We start from the raw sequence: 19,626 nt of genomic DNA, 5'->3' as shown, positions 1-19,626 counted from the left end.
CAAATTGTTTAAGTTTTATCCTTCGAGGAGTTCAGGATGACAGATTGTAAAGGATGACAACTTTAATCACTAAACAAACCCAAAGTCCATGTCACGTTGAGCCTGTCGAAACGTCTTATCCTTCGACAGGCTCAGGATGACAACTTCAATTACTAAAATAAACTTTGGGACTATGTCATGTTGAGCCTGTCGAAACGCTTTAATCCTTCGAAAGGTCCAGGATGACAAATCGTAAAACAATCAGTCTATAACCTTGTTTTATAGCTAAAATCGTTAATTATGAGATCAATTTGGAAAGGTTCTATTGGCTTTGGCTTAGTTAATATACCTGTTAAGTTATATTCTGGCGTTCAGAACAGCAATCTAGATTTAGATATGTTAGATGAACGGGATCATTCTAAAATTAAATTTCAACGGATTAATGAAGATACCCGAAAGGAAGTTCCGTATGAAAAAATAGTTAAGGGATACTTTCTTAAAGATAGATACGTCATTTTAGATGAGCACGATTTTGAAGAAGCTGCCCCTGAAAAGAATAAAATAATTGAGCTAGAAAACTTTGTAAACATTGCAGAGATTAACCCTATTTATTACGAGACTTCTTATTATACAGAACCCGAAAAGCAGGGCGCAAAGGCTTATGCTTTACTATTAAAAGCCTTAGAAAAATCTAAAAAAGCTGGAGTTGGCCGTTTTGTGTTGCGTAGTACAGAGAATCTTTGTGTAATACATCCAATGAATGGTGTGATTGTAATAACCAAAATCAGATTTCAACAGGAAATTAGGACAATGGATGAAATTAAAAAAGTAGATGACAAAGCCATTTCAAAAAAAGAAATGGAAGTTGGCTTGGCACTAATTAAACAATACAGCTCTGATTTTGATATCGCATCATTTAAAGATACTTATAGTGATGAATTACTTAAAATAATTAAGGCCAAAGCCAAAGGTAAACGTGTAGTTGTTAAAAAATTAAAACCTGAAAAAGCAACGAGTGATAATCTATATGATCAATTGATGAAAAGCTTAGGTGGCAGCAAGAAAAGAGCGTAAGCTATTCATCTGCCTTCAGGAGGTGATAATTAATTATGTTGCATAGGGCCTTATTACAATTAATTAAACAACATGGCATTTAAAGCGTTTAAGTATTGAAACACACTTAACATTGTTTTTTATAAAACCTACCTTATGAAATCGCAGAAAAAACAAGAAAATAAAGAAACTCCTGATACTAAATATCCGGTTCCTCCATTTCCAAAGCAAAAACAAGATCCACCAGGTACTGAAGCAGCATTAAAACCACTGGCAGATCATGGTGAAACTTCTTATAAAGGAAGCGGCAGATTAAAAGGCAAAAAAGCGATCATTACTGGTGGAGATTCTGGGATTGGAAAAGCAATAGCAATTGCATTTGCGAGAGAAGGTGCTGATGTATTGATTAGTTATTTAGGTGATGAAGAGACTGTAGATGCTAAAGATAGTGCAAAATGGGTTGAAGAAGCAGGGCAAAAAGCTGTTTTGGTAAAAGGCGACATTAGAAAAGAAAGCCATTGCATAAAAATTATAGAAAAGGCGGTTGCAGCATTCGGCCGAATAGATATTTTAGTTAACAATGCGGCTTTTCAAATGAGCAGGGAAACGATTATGGAAATCCCTACCGAAGAATGGATTAAGACATTTGATACGAATATACATCCGATGTTTTATTTAAGTAAGGCTGCACAGCCCTATATGGAAAAAGGGAGTAGCATTATCAATACTACCTCTGTAAATGCTTATAATCCTTCGGAAGTATTATTGCCTTATGCGGCTACAAAAGGTGCAATACAAAACTTTACAGCAAATTTAAGTCAGATTTTGTTGATGGAAGGTAAGGGAATTAGGGTTAATGCTGTAGCTCCGGGGCCTATTTGGACTCCATTGATCCCATCTACCATGCCTAATCCAGAAAAGTTTGGGCAAGACACTCCAATGGGTAGACCAGGACAACCTGTAGAAGTTGCACCAGCTTATGTTTTTTTAGCTTGTGATGAGGCAAGTTATATTTCTGGAGCAACCATACCTGTAACAGGAGGAAGAATAACAATTTAAAGCAGCAATAAACTACAACCCACCTAAGATTTCTTAGCTGGTAAAAAATTAATAAAAAATATTATGGAAAAGAATAAAAAAACAACCGAAAAAACCGTCGACAAAAGTAAAACTGCTGGAGATGCCAAAGGCAAAGCATCATTTGATCAGAATGGAGAAGGAGCATCACCAAGATACGGACAGGCAGGTGTAGATCCGAGTGAAACCAAAGAAGGTGCTAAAAAAGGAAAGATTTAAACTATTTAAATAGCCTGCAGAATTTAATTAAGCAACTTAGCTATTCTAGCTACTAAATCATCAATATCAAAGGGCTTAGCAATGAAATCATCTGCTAAGCTTTCTTTACTAATGTAATTTACATTGGTGTTTGCAGACATTAACAAAATGGGAATATCCTTGGTGGCTTCATTTCCCTTCACTTTATTGCCAACATCCATTCCATTTCCGTCTGGAAGCATTACGTCTAAAACTAGCATGTCTGGTTTAGCTACGGCAAACTGAGTATTAAAGTCTGTTACATTGGCAAAACCTGTAACAGCATATCCTTCGCTTTCCAGTAAATACTGAACAAGCTCTCTAATATCATCGTTATCTTCTACAACGTAAATATTTTTACTCAATGTTTATTGTTTTTAACTATTAGTTAAGTGTTATGTTTTACAAATATAAAAATATCAGCGTAGGTTGGAACAAAAACTAAAACCATTTTAATAAGATAATGTTTTCTAGCAAATACTAATGATCAGCACAATGGCAGAGCAACCTTTAAAACACGAAATAGCGAGGGATAGTGATACTAAAAGTCTTTGGCAAAAAACAGTTGAAAATGTAAATACTGAGGAAGCAAATGGAGTCTATTTTCGCCTCGCAAAAATTTAGAACAAATAGATATCAGTAAATAATTATGCCTTCTTCGGTAATTAGTCATTTTAGTTACGATGAAAAATCTAATACATTGAAAATCATCTTTGTAACTGGAATGGTCTATGCCTATAAAAATGTACCGAATAAAATTTACGAAATGTTAAAAGCGTCTGGCTCTAAGGGTCGGTATTTTAACTATTACATTAAAGATAAATTCAAGTTTAAAAAACTGGAGGATTAATATGCCAGAAGGACCATCGCTAGTAATTCTAAGAGAACTTGTTGAAGAATTGAAACTAGAAGGGAAAGAGATATTAAAGGTTACTGGAAATACAAAAATAGCTAAGGAAAGAATGCTTTACCAAAAGGTGGTAGGGTTTAAAACTTGGGGTAAGCATTTTCTAATTTGTTTTGATGGATTTGCCTTGCGTATTCACCTCATGATGTTTGGTTCTTACCGAATTAATGATAGAAAAGATGTTGAGCCTCGCATTGGTTTTGAATTTAAAAATGCCGAACTCAATTTTTATACTTGCTCACTAGAATTTATAGAAGGTGATTTGAATAAAGTGTATGATTGGCAAGTAGATATCATGTCTGATGATTGGGATACAAAAGCGACCATAAAAAAACTAAAAGCAGAGCCAGAAAGTTTAGTTTGTGATGTGCTTTTAAACCAACAACTATTTGCTGGGTCTGGCAATATCATTAAAAATGAAGTTTTATATCGAACTGAACTTCATCCTTTAAATAAAATTAGCTCACTTCCTGCAGCAAAACTGAAAGCTTTAGTTGTAAATGCAAGAGCTTATGCCTTTGATTTTTTGGAATGGAAAAGAGCATATGTTTTAAAGAAACATTGGCTTATTTATGGCAAGAAACTTTGCCCAAAAAAGCATGAGGTTCACAAAGAAGAGTTGGGCAAAAATAAGAGGATTACCTTTTTCTGCCCTATATGTCAAAAAAGATATAAGGTAAAGACTAGCGTTTAACCAGCCCCTCTGTTAAACCTTTCCACTGGGGATAAGAAAATCCCATTTTTGCGCCCCAACCAACTAATGTATTTCTTAAATTATCTACAAAAAAAGATGTTTTGTTATTGGGTGCTTCATTTCTACCATGCACTTCTGCATACACAGTATTTCCTTTTCGTTTAACCTGAAAAGTTGATGTTGCCTCACTCCAAAAAAAGTGAGCAGTTTCACTAAATGCTCGTAATGGATGATGCGAGGGTCTAACAGTTATACTTAAAATTTCTTCATCGCTAAATTCTTTTTCGGTAATGCTTTCCACTTTAACCCAATCATACCCCTCACCTATTTTTGTACCAGGACCAGGAATATTAATGCGGATATAATCATCTTCTTGTACCAGGCCTACAATTTCTTGTCCTTTTGCATTAATTAACCTAAACACAGATGAAGGTGTATTACAAATCTCATCCCACTGGTTTACATCTATTAATCTATTTTTCGCAACTTGAAAAAACAGCAATGCTTCTTCGATAGAATCACATACTGTACTCGAAAACAAGTCTAACTTGCTCCCTGTTTTCTGAGTGGGAATTAGTGCATTTTCCATTATCGTCGTGTTTTTGACTATAACAACGTAGACAAAAAATTGTTGAACAAATTGATTTTAAAAATCTTAAACCTTTTAAAAAATAAACTGTTCAAGCATTACAATAAGTAAAAAATATTAAAACCCTAATACCATGAAAACGACAACAAAAACTCAAAAACCAACCGGCAAGACAGGTAAGATGGAAGATTCGGAATTTCACGAATTCTTTGTAGATGAATTAAAAGACATCTATTGGGCAGAAAAGCATTTGGTTAAAGCTTTACCAAAAATGCAAAAAGCTGCAACCAGCCCTGAGCTAGCAGCAGCATTTGAAAAACATACCCAAGAAACACAAACTCACATTGATACCCTTGAGCAAGTTTTTGAATTGCTAGGAGAAAAAGCTGTAGCCAAAAAATGCGATGCAATGGCAGGCTTATTAGAAGAAGCTAATGGCATAATAGAAGATACTGATAAAGGAACAATGATTAGAGATGCAGGTTTAATTATAGCTGCACAAAAAGTAGAACATTATGAAATTGCAACTTATGGTACACTGCGCACTTTTGCAGAAAACATGGGACATACAGATGTTCAGAATTTATTGCAACAAACATTGGATAATGAAAAAAATACCGATGTAGCTTTAACAGAAATAGCAGAAAGTTTTGTAAACGAATCTGCTGCTCAAGAATAATAAAAAAAGGATGTCTAAAAATTAGGCATCCTTTTTATTTAAACTTAACTCTCTAAATTATGGCAAAAACAGGTAAAACTTTTTCATTTGTATATAGAAATAGTTTAACTATATTTTTCTTTTCGCTCTTTTTCATCACCCTCATCGCTCAAGCCTTAACAGGCTTTAATGTTCATAATCAAGAATTAGAAGAAGCTGGACATAGCGCATTAAACTTTAGCACCTATTTATGCTCTGGCCATTTCATTTCTGCAACTTTTGAGAATTTTGAAAGTGAATTTTTACAAATGGCAATGTATGTTGTGCTTACAATTAAGTTAAGGCAAATCGGCTCTGCTGAATCAAAATCACTGGACGAAAAAGAGGATGTAGATAGAGAACCTGTTAAAAGTAAAGATGCGCCATGGGCAGTTAAACAAGGTGGATGGATATTAAAAATTTATAAAAATTCTTTATCTATTTGTTTTATCACCTTATTTTTAATTAGTTGGTATTTGCATTTTTATGGCAGTTGGCAAGATTATAATGTAGAACAAGCATTAAAGTCATTACCAAAAGAAACCATGTTGGCTTACATAGGCAATCCCAATTTTTGGTTTGAAACCTTTCAGAACTGGCAAAGTGAATTTCTATCAGTTGCTAGTATTGTATTCTTTACTATTTTTCTCCGTCAAAAAGGCTCTCCTGAATCAAAACCTGTAGATGCACCGCACCTCGAAACTGGAAAATAATTTGCTTAAAGCACTATTTCTAAAGCTTAATTTAAGGTCTTAGGCAAGCTCAAAGATTGCTAAGCGAAATTCTAATCTAATAAAAACATTCACCTTAAAACTATTGTTATCCTTTAATAAAAATCAATCTATGCTATATGAGATAAAAAATCTTCCACCCTATGTATTTGGTGTTAAAGCAAGTGGTAAAGTTACCGCTGAAGATTTAAAAAACACTTTATTGCCAGGTCTAGAAGCTTTAAACAGCAAGTACAATGAAATATATTACATTTTGGTTTTAGAAACTGATGTAGAGAATTTTACTGCAGGCGCATGGTACCAAGACATGGTGGCTGGATTAAAACATTTAACAGCTTGGAAAAAAATGGCAATTGTAACAGACCAAAAAGCGGTAGAAAATTTTACAGATGCATTTAGTTATGTAACTCCTGGAGAAGCAAAAGGTTTTTCACTTGCCGAAGTAGAGGATGCAATTGTTTGGGTTAGTTTAAAATCATAAAATTATGGGCTTTATAAAAAATATTACCGCAGGTTTTGTGGGTTCTGTAGCGCTTACCGTTTTACATGAAATAGTAAGAAAAAATGCTACAAATGTTCCCAAAATAAACGTTTTAGGAGAAGAGGCTTTAAATAAAACACTAAGTAAATTTGGCACTCCAATTACTGATGAAGACGAATTATATCGTACAACTTTAAAAGCAGATTTAACCGCTAATGCCATGTATTATAGCTTAATAGGTGGTAACACAAAATGGATTTGGCCAAAAGCAGTTCTATTAGGTTTATGTGCAGGTATTGGTGCTTTAAAATTGCCAGAACCTTTGGGACTAGATCCTGAGCCAGTAACAAGAACAAATCAGACTAAGGCCCTTACCGTTGGTTACTACCTTTTTGGAGCTTTAGTAACTGGTCTTGTACTTAAAAAACTTTCAAAATAATTAATCTAATCATACCTAATCTATATGGAAAACAATGATAGCTCGCGTGACAGCTCAAACAACACGCAAAACACACAAGATCACATTAAAACACTTGAAGGAGCAGCAGCTGTAAAAAAGTTAAAAGATTTAGCTACTAGTGCAGAAAACTGCTTTTTCTGTACAAACATTAGAACTGGTTTACCTGTTTCTGTTAGACCAATGTCTGTGCAAGAAGTAGATGATGAAGGTAATCTTTGGTTCTTTAGTCAGATAGACAGCAATAAAAACGATGAAGTGGAGCGAGATCCTTTTACTCAATTATTTTTTCAAGAGAATAAAAATTCTGGGTTTTTGAGCGTTTATGGTATAACAGAAGTGGTAAAAGATCAAGCAAAAATTGATAAATTGTGGAACACATTTTTAAAAGTTTGGTTTCAAAATGGAAAAGATGATCCAAATCTTGTTTTGCTAAAAGTTATACCAACTAATGTTTATTATTGGGATACCAAACATGGCGAAGCAGTAGCCTTTATTAAAATGGCAGCTTCTATCATTACAGGTAAAACAATGGATGATTCTGTTGAAGGTAAACTTGAAGTATAGTTAAAACGATAATAATTTTTTTGTTAAGTATGAGAATTCCAATAGAGCGAAAGCACGTAAAAGTTTATCCAGATTCGAAAAGGGTAATTGCTAGATTTTTTTTTAACGGCGAGGAAAGAGCTAAAGACGTAATTACCAAGGTGCTTACACTGTCAAACGAACAGGTTTTTTCGATCATTTCTCCCTTATTACAAGAATATTCTAAAAGACACAGAAACATAACAAAAATTCTATCTAGACATTGCAAAAAGCTTAAATCACTTTTTGAGACAATGGATATCGATTACCATGAGTTAGAAACGCACCGAAAATTATTGATTGGGTCTTATTTTACACATGAATATTCGATTGAATCTGCTGCTTTTTTTAATCCTTCCATTGTAGAAGATCCAGATCAAACTGATTTAGAAGAAGGAGAAAAAAGATTAATCATCAGTTTTAGAGCTGTTGGCGAAGGCCATATCTCTTCAATTGTTTTTAGAAGAGCCCTAATTGACCGTCAAAATAACATTACTGTAATTCCGGTTGGCGATTATATTGATGAGGCCGAAGTAATTAGAAATGCTACTTACAATAAAAAGCTATTTCTAGCCAAAGGTTTAATGTCTTTGATAGATAAAGAGGTGCTCGATAAATTAGATGAGCAATTAGATGAGCAATTTGACTATGCTACCTTAAAAAAAATAATTGGTGAGGCCCAAGCATTATCAACAGACCCAGAGAAAGATGTAGAATTTGAAAAGGTACTTTGGTTATCTGATTCATATTATGAGATTATCTTTTCTATGGATACCGATATTTCTGATCGTGTTATTTTTCCGATTTCAGAATTCGAACGGAAAGGAATAGAAGATGCCAGGTTTACCAAGTTTACACATGATGATGGTAGTTTTGCCTATTATGCAACTTATACAGCTTATGATGGTCATATCATCATCCCTAAATTATTAAAAACAAAAGATTTTTATGATTTTACGGTAGGCCCTTTATTTGGCGATGGTGCACAAAACAAAAACTTAGCACTTTTTCCGCGTAAAATAAATGGGAAATATGCCATGCTTTCTCGTATAGATGGGATTAACAATTACATCATGTACTCAGATAAAATTAATATTTGGGAAAATCCGGTTAAGTTTCAAGAACCTAAATATAGTTGGGAGTTTGTACAACTAGGTAATTGTGGTTCGCCAATAGAAACTGAAGATGGTTGGTTGGTGGTTACCCATGCCGTAGGCCCAATGCGTAGGTATTGCTTAAGTGCTTGCTTATTGGATCTAGATGATCCAAGTATAGAAATTGGCAGATTATCTGAACCTTTATTAATTCCAAACCCTGATGAGCGTGAAGGTTATGTACCTAACGTAGTTTACTCTTGTGGTTCGATTATTAACAACGGCCAATTGATTATTCCTTATGGATTATCAGATTATTCGTCTTCTTTTGCTACTGTTGATTTGAAGGCCTTATTAGATAGGTTAAAAAATTCAACTGATTAACAACAATAATGTCACGTTGAGCTTGTCGAAACGACTTTAAAAATTATCCTTCGACAAGCTCAGGATGACACTTCAATAATAATGTCACGTTGAGCCTGTCGAAACGACTTAATCGTGATGGTGTTAAATTAAAAGACAAAGATCAAGAAGTTAAAGTATTGGACATTGCTGAAAATTACTGCAAGGGTTAATGAGCTTTAAATTCCAAACCGTCACTTCGAACGAATTCTTCATGAGGAGAGTCTCTATGTTATGAGCACAGGATCTAAAGCAACAGGAAAGAGATATCTCATCGCTGCGCTCTGTCGATATGACGACAACTTCGAAATTATTCTTCGACTACGCTCAGGATGACACTTCACTAATAATGTCACGTTGAGTTTGTCGAAACGCTTTAATAACTATCCTTCGACAAGCTCAGGATGACAACCCAACTAATATGTCACGTTGAACTTGTCGAAACGACTCTAAAGAATATCCTTCGACTACGCTCAGGATGACACCTTAATGCAAAAACAGCATTATTTATCAATTGTAATAAGCTTTACTTCCTTTTTCAAACCATTTAACTGGTTTTCATATTTTACAGCTTTAAGCACTGTTAAATGTGATATTAAATAAGCAAGTGTGCTTTCTGCTCCTTGATTTCTATTTACCCCTCCACTTTGTAATCCATCCGCACAACCTTTTGTGTCACTATCATACAAAGGAATTCTCAATGAATTTTCGCCCAAGAACCATAAATAGCTAGTAAACATTTTTTTCATGTATTCACTTTCTCTAGTAACTACATAAGCTTGGTGATACATCAATACCATAGCCATGATCTCAATAGCTTGCTGGTCATACATTGGGGTAACACTATTACCTCTAATGTGCCAACCATTGTTACCAACCGGGTTTACTGTACTTAAGCTAAACGTGATTTTCTCTAAATAAGAAAGCGATTCATGCGCAATTTTCAATACTTCTTCATTGCCAGTTATTTCTGCAGAATGAAATAGTGCAAGGGGGAATATGGCGTTATCATAAGTTAAATGATCTTCAAACCAATGCCATTCCTCATCTTTGGTATTTTGATAGGATGAGATTAATTTAGTTGTTAAGGTATTTAATTCAGCTAAAATCCTTTCATCATAAGGATGTGTTTTTAAATAATAACTCACCCCTGTTATTGCATTGCATATGCCACGCAAGTGCGTTAAATTTTTAAAATGTTGCACAGACTTAAAGAACAATTCGTAACCGAATTCTGTATAGGAACGATTTGGTGAGGCATTAATTAAATAACCCAATGCCCAAACTGTTCTACCAAATGAATCATCAGAACCCTCCTCATCTAAAAATTGTCTGCTAAAGCTGGTAAAGTTTCTAAAGTTTCCATTGTCTAGCTGTAGATCATGAATGTAGCTTAAATAAACAGGTAATAAATTTAATGCATCAGGGTTTTTATCTTCTTGATAAGACATTAGTGCCATAATCAATGCCCTAGAATTGTCATCTATGCAATACCCTTCTTTTCTATTCGGAATGCCAAATTTAGCATGCTGAAAAATTCCGGTATCATCAGTTAGTCGTTTTACATAAGACAAATCAAATTCAGGAATTAGACTTCTATCTATAATTTGCCTTAAAATCTTATCGCTATAATCTGGGTGTTTAGCTGCTTTTTCAATTACATCTATAAAAGATTTTCCAATTTTCGGCCACCTTAAGTTTAGTCCATATTGATATGCATTTCTTTTTAATGCTTTCAATTTATCTGGATGTTCTAATAATTGATTAACAATATTTGCCAAGCCAACATCGTCTTTAAAGTTAAATAAACGGCCTCTATTGTTATCTAATAATTCTTGTGCATGCCAATATGGGGTAGAAACAACAGCAGCACCTGCACCTACTGCATAAGAAAGTGTGCCACTAGTAATTTGGGCCTCGTTAAAATATGGAGTTACATAAATATCAGCAGCTGTTAAATAATCTATCAACTCTTCTTCCTCAACAAATCTATTCATGAAAATTAAATGCTTTGAAACATTTAAATCTGCAGCCAATTGTTTAAGGTAATCTCTGTATTCTTCTCCCGAATTTTTAACTACTCCAGGGTGTGTATTACCAAGCACAACATAAACTACATCAGGGTGGTTAGCTACAATAGCTGGTAAGGCTTTAACAACTGTCTCTAGCCCTTTATTTCTACTAATTAACCCAAAGGTTAATAATATTTTTTTGTTCTTTAATTCTTCAATTTGCTTAATCGGATTAACAGTTGGAGCTTCTAAATCTGGCACCCCATGTTCTATCACTTGTATCTTATCTTTAGAAATCTGGTAAATATCTTGTAAAAAGTTAACCGCTTTATTGCTCATTACTACAATTTTTGCAGAACGTTTTGCTATTTCTTTAATGATAGATTTTTGCAGATAAGTTGGTGCATTTAAAATGGTATGGAGAATTGAAATAATTGGTTTTTCAATTTGGTTGATAAATGGCAATACATAAATACCGCTTTCTCCCCCAAAAATTCCAAATTCATGTTGCAAAATGCAAGCATCTACATCACTTTCATTAATGAATTTTGCTGCTTGGATATAATCGTCTTGGTTATTTTGTCTAATTACGAATTTAACTTCTTTAGGGTAATTATATTCCTCAACATCGTCAGAATTATTCATAGCAATAACCATACTGGTTTCCATTAACGATTGATTTTCAAAATTAGCAGTTATTGCTTTAATCAAATTGTTGTTAAATGTTGCTAATCCACATTCACGGGGCGGGTAGGTAGAAATATATGCTATTTTCATATTGGAATTGAGCTAAATAATTAAGGAACAATTGCGTTAGACAGCTAGTTAACAACTATTAGACTGAGTTGTTTTTGAAAAAAGGCTGATATTATGATAAAATGACATTCCTAAAAGGAGAGAATTTTACTGCTTTTAAATATTTAAAAGAAAATAAGTTTGTTTTTTCGCTGTCTAAATGATAGATTTGCGTCCCGCTAAATAAGAAATGCCCAGTTGGCGGAATTGGTAGACGCGCTGGTCTCAAACACCTGTGGGAAACCGTGCCGGTTCGACTCCGGCACTGGGTACCAAGCCGGAGTTAGTTCTAATTTTAGTTCTAACTCCGGTTTTTTTATGCGATAACAAGCTGTTAATCTGATAGATAAGTTACACAGTAAGATTGACTTACCGGTTCGATCTTGCCTTTGTTTTCATTGTTGTAATTAATAGATATTTGCTGAAAATCTAAAAGCAGGCACTATCTAAAGATAAATTCCTCGCAAATCTTTGGCGAATTCTAAATCAGAGCCTGTCGGCGGATCACGGAACACTAAATCATCTGTTAATAGAGCTAATACTCCTATAAGCATGGCAGAATTTTTTCTATGTTGATCCATCAGCGTTTCAAAAATTTCACCAATTGGCGAAGTAGATAGATCGCTATCCATGTAACTATGAGGTTGTAGTTTGGAGACTCCCTTTTTATGATTAATTCCAGTTCTCAAATTATTCAGCTTCTCCAGCTCTTCCGGCTGAATAAATTTCCAGATAAACCCGAAATAAGGTTGGGCTTTAGCTTTTGGAGGTAATTTTAAATCAATGGCTTTAAGCTTTTGTTGATGTTTTTTATAAGTTTCGAGGTTTGTGACCTCGAAGGTAAATGCAAGTATTAAAACTATTTTTTCTACTGAGGATTTTAGGTAATTAATGATTAGGTCACATTCAGATATAGCATCCATTTCATAGATAGACAGTTTGGTTTCACCCTTTTTCTGTTGCACTTCATTCATGCGGCTTAAGAGCCTATGGAATGAACTAGCGATTTTTTGCTGAATCAGCAAAGTATCATAAATGTATGCGATAAGTTCATCCGCCTGGGGATGTTTCGCTTGACGAATAGAATTAAAGGTGAAATTCTCCTGTAACTCTATAGCAAACAACATTGAGACAACGGGAATCTTCAAAATCATTGGAATGCATAACGAGCATATCATCGGATTGTAATGGACAAGTTGCAAATTCAAATATTTATTTGTACCCACGACTGCATGCTTTTGGGCAATTAACATTCTCATCCCAGCTGATGCGTTAACTTTCTGTTCATCCTGTTCGGTAAGGGAATCTAAATTCCATAATCGATGGTGGTGTAATAAGTTGATATCAAAGAGTACATCTCCAAAGTCACTTTCATCTCCAAACATCTCCAGTCGCAAAACTTTTTCCGCTGCGTCTAACATATCTTGGTTGTCTGGTTTCCAGTTGAATGTAAGTATCGCCTTGATTTTCCTTGCAAAACTTTGTTTCGACCAAATGGGTAAGACTTCTACCTTCGACATTAGACTGTATTTTTGATCAAATTTTCCGAATGGAACGTAGTAAGAATCATTAAGCCTAAAGTAGTATTTCAAAAATAGTTTTAAGATTGATTCTCTGGTCATTTTTTGTTGTATTTCTTACTCCAATATATTCATTAAAATGATTGTCATTCCTCCAATTTAATAGAGGATAGTCATTGCATTTACTGGTTCAGGTAATTCACACCATGTAATGTTTTCTAAACCATGTCTATTCCAGTAAATATTATTTTTTTAAGTAAAGAGGCACGTAGGTTTGCTCATCTTGAAAAAAACGTATTAAGGCGGGTCTTTCAGGTGTTTTTGGTAAAGTTCTATCCAAAAGTTCCATGATGATATTTCGGTGCTCATCATCGGTTTGGCTCAGTGCTTGAAAAACTGAATTCACATAGTTTTGACCATTGAAAAAGTGTGCCGTTTTTATTACATAAATCAAAAAGGTCTTATCGATAGTTTCATTCAGGCTCAACATGGTTGCGTTTGTCCAAGCAGAAATATCCTTATTGCAAATTGTACCCGCCATTGCAAATGCGATAAATGCCGAGTAATCGTTACCAGCATTGGCATCTGTCACTCCTTTGTTGAACCACGCCAAAGGGCACAGCATATCTTCCATGAGAGCATTGTCATATTCACCTTGGGCGGCTAGAATATCAGATTTTTCAGAATTTCTAACTTGAATTTCAGGATAACCATGGTCCAATAATGTCTGAAGACAACTATATTTTAAGTACCATTCATCTATGTTCTCTGTTTTATCGTGTTGTTCGAGCAGAAATTCATCCAATTGCTCCGCTCCTAGCTTATATCGCCCAGAACATATCATACAATCTGCTATCAGTGCTTTTACCATGAAAGAATTTGGATCAAGTGCCAATGCTTTTCTGTAACAGGATTCAGCAAACTTATATCTTCCGATAAGAAACAATTGACCAGCAAGCTCGTGAAAATAATAGGCATGTTTTACATATATAGTATGGTGTTTCCTAGCCTCAAGATAGTATAATACGGCAGCTTCATGCGCATTGATTCCGCGATAGAAATTTGCCAAATTATAGCAGCTTATTCCAATTCCCATTGGAGTATTCCATTTTTTTGCTTGCAGTAGACTTTGTAATAAAAACTCCTCTACAAGCTCCAACTGTTCATCATCTAAATTATCTCTTTCTGAAAGCATGAACATATGTACTATACCCTCAATAAAGTTATCCTGCTGTTCCTCTTTTAAAAACTTGTTTAATAAACGCATGGTCTTCGTCATCTCAGGGCCAGATAAAAGATGCGGCAATAAATCTGAAAGATAGGAAGGTACTTGGCTTGCAGTTGGAAAGAGATCTTCATTGAAAAATACGGCGCTTCCTAAGTCTTTTCTATGAAGTTCGAATAAGCTGGCACAGAATGTCACCATGATATACTTAAGGATATTATCTTCTCTTGTGGTCGATAGGGTGGAAAAGTCTAATCCCAGTGTAGCAAATGCAAGGTCTGTAAATGAAAAGACAATTTGTTGCTGTTCAATGTTTATTTGCAAAAGTGCATCTGATTCGTCATTTGTAATTGTGAAATAGTTACTTTTAGCTGAAATATAATTTTTGATTAACACAAGATTTGAGTAGGGGACTGTCGAACTAAGATCTAATGGTCGCCTTTGCAAAAAGGTCTTTATTGGAAATCTTATCCCACCCTGTGATATTGTTTTTTGTCTGCAGAGATAATTTTTAATTTTTTCCGGAGTACTTTTGTCCCACTCGTCCTGATCCAAAAAAGAAATTTTAGTGTTTTTACCTTCACGGTTTAACCTGTACACACTGTTTGCCCACCTGAAAAAGATGGTTTTATTCATGCTTGAATATCGGGCTATCAGTACTGGTAAATTATAATTTCTGAACTGATCCAGTTTCTCATTTTTGAAAGAGAATTGTTGGGTTACTTTTATATCGTTAGAAGCTGTTCCCTTTAATTGCACCCAAAATACAAGACCCGTCAGATTACCTTTCTCATCAAATATCTCAACTTCGCAATCAATGCCATAGTCTTCCGACTTGTCACGGCATACCCACATGCTCGGCAACAGACTTTTAAAAAAAAGTCTAGATTCTTCTTCGATAATATGGTTCTGCGTTCTTGATCCCATTTTGGTGATTTAAATAATTTACGAAAATAATTAAGTTCAGTGGAATTTTATACTAGTTTGATTTATCAGTTGAACTTGATATTTCTGGACGAAAAGCAAAAATGAATATCTTTTACATAATCAGCAAGTTCATAAACATAATAGTAGAAAATTAGAGTGATCCACCATTTTCATTTACGTATGCAAAAATAAACTATCTTAATTATCTTACTAGCATAGAAGCTATTACATTCAATTCTTTAAACTGGTTCGATTTCAGTACGTCTGGGGGTACTAACAGGAATTGAACATCAATTCCTGTTTTTTATGTCATTTCTGAGGTAATCGGTAATTCAATAAACATCCGTTCAGTTAGTTAAATACAATTCCAGATTTTGAGTAACCAAGTCTATTATTTATATTTGAGAGTTAGTTATGAACCTATCGACAGGGTGATTATTTTCAAAAATCAGGAGAAATGACAAAAAAAGAATTAGCAGAATTAACAGACCAAGAATTGTTACAAGAAGCAAAAAAATTGAAATCAGCTTCCATAACTAATGCTGTATTAATTGGATTTTTGATAGGAATTGTATTTTACAGCGTTATAAAAAACAGTTTAGGATTTCTCACTCTAATCCCTTTGTTTCTTGCTTATAAATTGATTAATAATTCGAAATATAATACCAAAGAATTAGAAGATCTATTAAAAGAGCGAAATTTGAAGTAAAGACCTAACTGGGTCGCTTTTTAAAGCGCATTAGAGAACGGTATTTATTTCAGCATTACTACTTATATTCCATTCGCTGCTGTTAAAATTATGGGTTTGCCAGACGTTATCAATATCGTATGTTCATGTTGGGCTACAAATCCACCTTTATTGCCTACAAAAGCCCAACCATCTTCCATCGTTTCAATAAATGCAGATTTGGTAGAAATAAAGGTTTCAATAGCAACGGTAGAATCCTTTCTGAACCGTCTTTTATCATCACGGTCATAATAATTCATTATCGCATCTGGCTCTTCGTGTAAACTTCGTCCAACTCCATGACCACCTAAATCTCGAATAACGGTATATCCTGCTTTTTTGGCTTTGGTTTCCATCAGCTTTCCAATATCAGCAATTCTTACTCCGCCACTAATTTGAGCAATTGCATCAAGTAATATTTCTTTTGAAGTATCTATTAAATGTTGTACGCCTTGCACATCTTCTCCAACAATAAATGAACATCCATTATCAGACCAAAAGCCATCTAGTTCTGCAGATACATCAATATTAATTATGTCGCCATTTTTTAAATTGACTTTATCTGATGGAACGCCATGAGCAAATTCCTTATTAACGCTGATGCAGCTATAACCTGGGAAACCATAGGTTTCGAATGGAGCAGACTTTGCACCGAGATTCTCTAATAATTGTCTTCCGTATTCATCTATATCTTTTGTAGACATACCTATTTGAGTATATGCTTTCATTTTCCCTAAGGTAAGTGCAACAGCCTCACTCACTTTCCTTATACCCTGTAGCTCTTCTTCCGTTTTTATAATCATAAATAATATCCTTCAACTGTACAAAGCTAGGGGTATTAAAACTGTGCTCATAGTAAATATTAGACATGGTATTATGCGCCATCGATTGAGATTTCTCGTAAATTTGCCATATGCCAATAAATTATCTGAAAAAGATACAATTAGGGGAATTTAATGAGGATGGCTATAGAATTAGCCCTTCAAAAGAGCTTGAATCTGTTATAGAGGGATTTTATGTTTTCTCTAGAGATCCAAAAAACAATACACAGCTTATTTTCAATGATGGCTTTCCGGTGCTTGTATTTTTGCAAAGTAGTGAGGATACAGTAGCGGTAACAGGGGAAAATGACACCTTCGAAATTAAAGCTGCATGGGCAAGTGCTGGCTCAATTAAGAATGTGTATGTGAAATACAACAATAACACAAATCAGGTTTTCATAGTTCGTTTTCATCCAAGTGCTTTCTATCAGTTGTTTGATTTAAATGCTCAATATTTTAGATATAATCCAGTTACTCCATTTGAATGTATCGCTAAGAACAATAACTTCAGCATAGCAAAATTTTTTAAATGCGGTTCTGTTAACGAAAAAGTAGCATTTGTGGAAACATACATTCAGCAAACTTTTACAGCGATAGAAACACCTACAATCTTACAACGAACATTAGATTATATCCATAAAATAAAAGGGAAAAGCACTGTAAGAAGTGTGACCAATAATGCTGGTGTAAACTATAAGTGGTTGGAAAGAAGTTTCACACAACATATCGGACTCTTACCAAAAGAATATATTCAACTCCAACGTTTTATTAATGCGTACCTTGAGCTGGTTGGAAGTAAAGATGTGGATTTGATGCGCATAGCAATATCAAACGGGTACTATGATTCGAATCACTTTTTAAAAGACTTTAAAGTTTATACTGGAAAAACACCACTTGAATACTTGAAGTTTCAAGCACACTAATCTCTATCATATTAGCCAGTATAAGCTATATGAATTTCTTGTAGTTTTAATATCCGATTTAAAGCATTACCCACTAGGCAGTTACCATATTCATTAAGTCAGATTTTCTTATATTTATTGTATCTAAACTGGTTCGTAAACATTGCTAATATTAATATTTTCTTAATATTTATAAAACCTTAAAAGCATGTTAAACAAATACCTTCGCCTCAAATAATATAATATGAAAAAAATAATCACCCTAATAACGTTAATCTGGTTTTCAGCTGGATATCTATCGGCTCAGGAAAATCACGTAGTGTTAATTAGCATAGATGGTTTACGACCTGAATTTTATTTAGATCCGCAATGGAGCATGGTTAACTTGCGCCAAGGCATGCAAAAAGGCGCTTATGCTGAAGGTGTAAGAGGGAGTTTTCCTACGGTAACTTATCCTTCTCATACAACAATGGTAAGTGGTGTATTACCTGCAAAACATGGCATTTATTACAATACCCCTGTTGAGCCTTTAGGCATTACGGGTAAATGGTTCTGGTATTACAAAGATATTAAAGTACCTACGATATGGACTGCGGCTAAAGACGCAGGTTTAACTACTGCAGGTGTAAGCTGGCCGGTTACTGTAGGTGCACCTATTAATTACAATTTACCAGAATATGTAATTCTTCCGCAGGGAAAAGGAGAAAAGAAAGATGAGATCAAAGCAATGTCTCAGGAATCTAACCCTCCAGCACTGTTCCAAGAAGTTCAGGATTATGCAGTTGGTAAATTTGCCGAATATGGTGCTACAATTGATTACTATACAAGTGATCAAAATAAATCAAGAATGGCTGCCTATATTTTAAGACGCTATAAACCAGCCTTCTTAGCGGTACATATCGCACTTGTTGATCATTTTGAGCATGAACAAGGCCGTGACGGTGATAAGGTTAGGTCTGCTGTTGCAGGTGCTGATGTTGCCGTAAAGACCATTATGGATGCAGCAGAAGCTGCCGGTATTAGTAAGAATACAACTTTTATCATCACAGGTGATCATGGTTTTGTGGATATCCACACACAGTTTAAGCCTAACGTTATGCTAGCCAAATTGGGCTTGTACGATGATGCCAACAAGGATGCATGGAAAGCGTATTTTCAGCAAAGTGGTGGATCTTCATTTTTACATCTTAAAGATCCAAAGGACAAAGCGAGCCTAGAAAAAATAAAACAGGCACTTCTTCAGCTCCCAGAAGGTATGCAGAGGATGTTTCATGTATTGGATAAAGAAGCATTAACCAAAGCCCAGGGTGATCCTAATGCTTTTATGGCATTGGCAGCAAATCAAGGTTTTAGCTTTGGTGCCTCTGCTATTGGCGATATAATTGCACCAGTAAGTGGAGGTACCCATGGATATCTTCCTACAGATTTTAAAGAGATACAAACTGGTTTTGTTGCTTTTGGTAAAGGGATTAAACCTGGAACAGTGTTACCATTAATGGGCCAAGAAGATATTGCACCGCTAATTGCAAAGCTGTTAAATTTGAACCTTAAAACAGACGGCGTATTGTATCCTGGGTTACTTGCTCCAGCAAAAAAATAATTTACATAAATAGATTAGCGCCTCAATTGTCATCTAAGTTTTGTGTAGACCGTAATTTTACTCCCGCTGATTTAACAGCTAAAGCAGATTTAAAAGAGATCTGGCTAATTGTTT

General features: G+C 34.7%; 20 protein-coding genes and 1 tRNA gene. 15 read left to right on the top strand and 6 right to left on the bottom strand.

Translation table 11 applies throughout. The annotated features are described in order from the left end of the window. The first annotated feature begins 279 nt into the window (after positions 1 to 279). From ku to FA048_RS19755, 3 genes are all read left to right on the top strand, one after another. Positions 280 to 1,053 (top strand): non-homologous end joining protein Ku, encoded by a 774-nt coding sequence (gene ku / locus FA048_RS14685; protein WP_136842406.1) that lies wholly within the window; start codon positions 280 to 282, stop codon positions 1,051 to 1,053. Positions 1,054 to 1,188: 135 nt separating this feature from the next. After that, the gene (locus tag FA048_RS14680) at positions 1,189 to 2,091 is read left to right on the top strand and encodes an SDR family oxidoreductase (protein WP_136842404.1); all 903 of its coding nucleotides are present in this window, start codon (positions 1,189 to 1,191) and stop codon (positions 2,089 to 2,091) included. A gap of 63 nt (positions 2,092 to 2,154) precedes the next feature. Beyond that, positions 2,155 to 2,328 (top strand): hypothetical protein, encoded by a 174-nt coding sequence (locus FA048_RS19755; protein WP_169306880.1) that lies wholly within the window; start codon positions 2,155 to 2,157, stop codon positions 2,326 to 2,328. A 23-nt stretch (positions 2,329 to 2,351) separates the two neighbouring features. Here FA048_RS19755 and FA048_RS14675 read toward each other — a convergent pair whose 3' ends face one another. Beyond that, a complete protein-coding gene (locus FA048_RS14675; protein ID WP_136842402.1) occupies positions 2,352 to 2,711 on the bottom strand; it encodes a response regulator transcription factor in 360 nt (119 codons plus the stop codon). A gap of 284 nt (positions 2,712 to 2,995) precedes the next feature. Between FA048_RS14675 and FA048_RS14670 the strand changes: the two genes are divergently transcribed. Beyond that, positions 2,996 to 3,196, top strand: a complete 201-nt coding sequence (locus FA048_RS14670; protein WP_136842399.1) for a KTSC domain-containing protein — start codon at positions 2,996 to 2,998, stop codon at positions 3,194 to 3,196. A gap of 1 nt (position 3,197) precedes the next feature. Then, positions 3,198 to 3,947, top strand: coding sequence for a DNA-formamidopyrimidine glycosylase family protein (locus FA048_RS14665; RefSeq protein WP_136842397.1), 750 nt, complete (start codon positions 3,198 to 3,200; stop codon positions 3,945 to 3,947). Here FA048_RS14665 and FA048_RS14660 read toward each other — a convergent pair. Next, entirely contained in the window at positions 3,937 to 4,536 is a 600-nt protein-coding gene (locus FA048_RS14660; RefSeq protein WP_136842395.1) for a hypothetical protein, read from the bottom strand. The genes FA048_RS14665 and FA048_RS14660 overlap by 11 nt on opposite strands. Positions 4,537 to 4,669: 133 nt before the next feature. Here FA048_RS14660 and FA048_RS14655 point away from each other — a divergent pair, with 133 nt between their 5' ends. The 6 genes from FA048_RS14655 to FA048_RS14630 all read left to right on the top strand — a co-directional run bounded on the left by FA048_RS14655 (position 4,670) and on the right by FA048_RS14630 (position 8,965). Further along, entirely contained in the window at positions 4,670 to 5,215 is a 546-nt protein-coding gene (locus FA048_RS14655; RefSeq protein WP_136842393.1) for a YciE/YciF ferroxidase family protein, read from the top strand. A gap of 59 nt (positions 5,216 to 5,274) precedes the next feature. Continuing rightward, positions 5,275 to 5,946, top strand: coding sequence for a DUF6766 family protein (locus tag FA048_RS14650; RefSeq protein ID WP_136842391.1), 672 nt, complete (start codon positions 5,275 to 5,277; stop codon positions 5,944 to 5,946). Between the two features lie 130 nt (positions 5,947 to 6,076). Then, positions 6,077 to 6,445, top strand: a complete 369-nt coding sequence (locus FA048_RS14645; RefSeq protein WP_136842389.1) for a SpoIIAA family protein — start codon at positions 6,077 to 6,079, stop codon at positions 6,443 to 6,445. Positions 6,446 to 6,449: 4 nt separating this feature from the next. Further along, positions 6,450 to 6,884 (top strand): hypothetical protein, encoded by a 435-nt coding sequence (locus FA048_RS14640; protein WP_136842387.1) that lies wholly within the window; start codon positions 6,450 to 6,452, stop codon positions 6,882 to 6,884. A gap of 24 nt (positions 6,885 to 6,908) precedes the next feature. Further along, a complete protein-coding gene (locus FA048_RS14635) occupies positions 6,909 to 7,469 on the top strand; it encodes a pyridoxamine 5'-phosphate oxidase family protein (RefSeq protein ID WP_136842385.1) in 561 nt (186 codons plus the stop codon). 29 nt (positions 7,470 to 7,498) lie between these two features. After that, positions 7,499 to 8,965, top strand: coding sequence for a glycoside hydrolase family 130 protein (locus FA048_RS14630; protein WP_136842383.1), 1,467 nt, complete (start codon positions 7,499 to 7,501; stop codon positions 8,963 to 8,965). 521 nt (positions 8,966 to 9,486) lie between these two features. Here the strand turns inward: FA048_RS14630 and FA048_RS14625 are convergent. After that, a complete protein-coding gene (locus FA048_RS14625) occupies positions 9,487 to 11,772 on the bottom strand; it encodes a glycosyltransferase family 4 protein (RefSeq protein ID WP_136842381.1) in 2,286 nt (761 codons plus the stop codon). A gap of 210 nt (positions 11,773 to 11,982) precedes the next feature. On the opposite strand from FA048_RS14625, the gene FA048_RS14620 reads away from it, so the two are divergent. Beyond that, positions 11,983 to 12,065, top strand: a tRNA-Leu gene (locus tag FA048_RS14620). Positions 12,066 to 12,236: 171 nt separating this feature from the next. Here FA048_RS14620 and FA048_RS14615 read toward each other — a convergent pair. Then, positions 12,237 to 13,310, bottom strand: a complete 1,074-nt coding sequence (locus FA048_RS14615) for a hypothetical protein (protein WP_136842379.1) — start codon at positions 13,308 to 13,310, stop codon at positions 12,237 to 12,239. A gap of 244 nt (positions 13,311 to 13,554) precedes the next feature. Then, a complete protein-coding gene (locus FA048_RS14610) occupies positions 13,555 to 15,462 on the bottom strand; it encodes a DUF4365 domain-containing protein (RefSeq protein ID WP_136842377.1) in 1,908 nt (635 codons plus the stop codon). A 457-nt stretch (positions 15,463 to 15,919) separates the two neighbouring features. On the opposite strand from FA048_RS14610, the gene FA048_RS14605 reads away from it, so the two are divergent. Continuing rightward, positions 15,920 to 16,171: an FUSC family protein gene (locus FA048_RS14605; RefSeq protein WP_136842375.1), complete on the top strand. Its 252-nt coding sequence runs from the start codon at positions 15,920 to 15,922 to the stop codon at positions 16,169 to 16,171. Between the two features lie 62 nt (positions 16,172 to 16,233). Here the strand turns inward: FA048_RS14605 and map are convergent, their stop codons facing one another. Continuing rightward, on the bottom strand, positions 16,234 to 16,992 hold the full coding sequence (map, locus tag FA048_RS14600) for a type I methionyl aminopeptidase (RefSeq protein ID WP_136842373.1): 759 nt from the start codon (positions 16,990 to 16,992) through the stop codon (positions 16,234 to 16,236). 110 nt (positions 16,993 to 17,102) lie between these two features. Between map and FA048_RS14595 the strand changes: the two genes are divergently transcribed. Then, a complete protein-coding gene (locus FA048_RS14595) occupies positions 17,103 to 17,933 on the top strand; it encodes a helix-turn-helix domain-containing protein (protein ID WP_136842371.1) in 831 nt (276 codons plus the stop codon). 223 nt (positions 17,934 to 18,156) lie between these two features. Then, positions 18,157 to 19,512, top strand: a complete 1,356-nt coding sequence (locus tag FA048_RS14590; protein WP_136842370.1) for an alkaline phosphatase family protein — start codon at positions 18,157 to 18,159, stop codon at positions 19,510 to 19,512. The last annotated feature ends 114 nt before the right edge of the window (positions 19,513 to 19,626 follow it).

This window comes from Pedobacter polaris (assembly GCF_005116505.1).
GTDB classification, from domain to species: Bacteria; Bacteroidota; Bacteroidia; order Sphingobacteriales; family Sphingobacteriaceae; genus Pedobacter; species Pedobacter polaris.
This window is presented reverse-complemented; position numbering and strand designations above follow the sequence as displayed.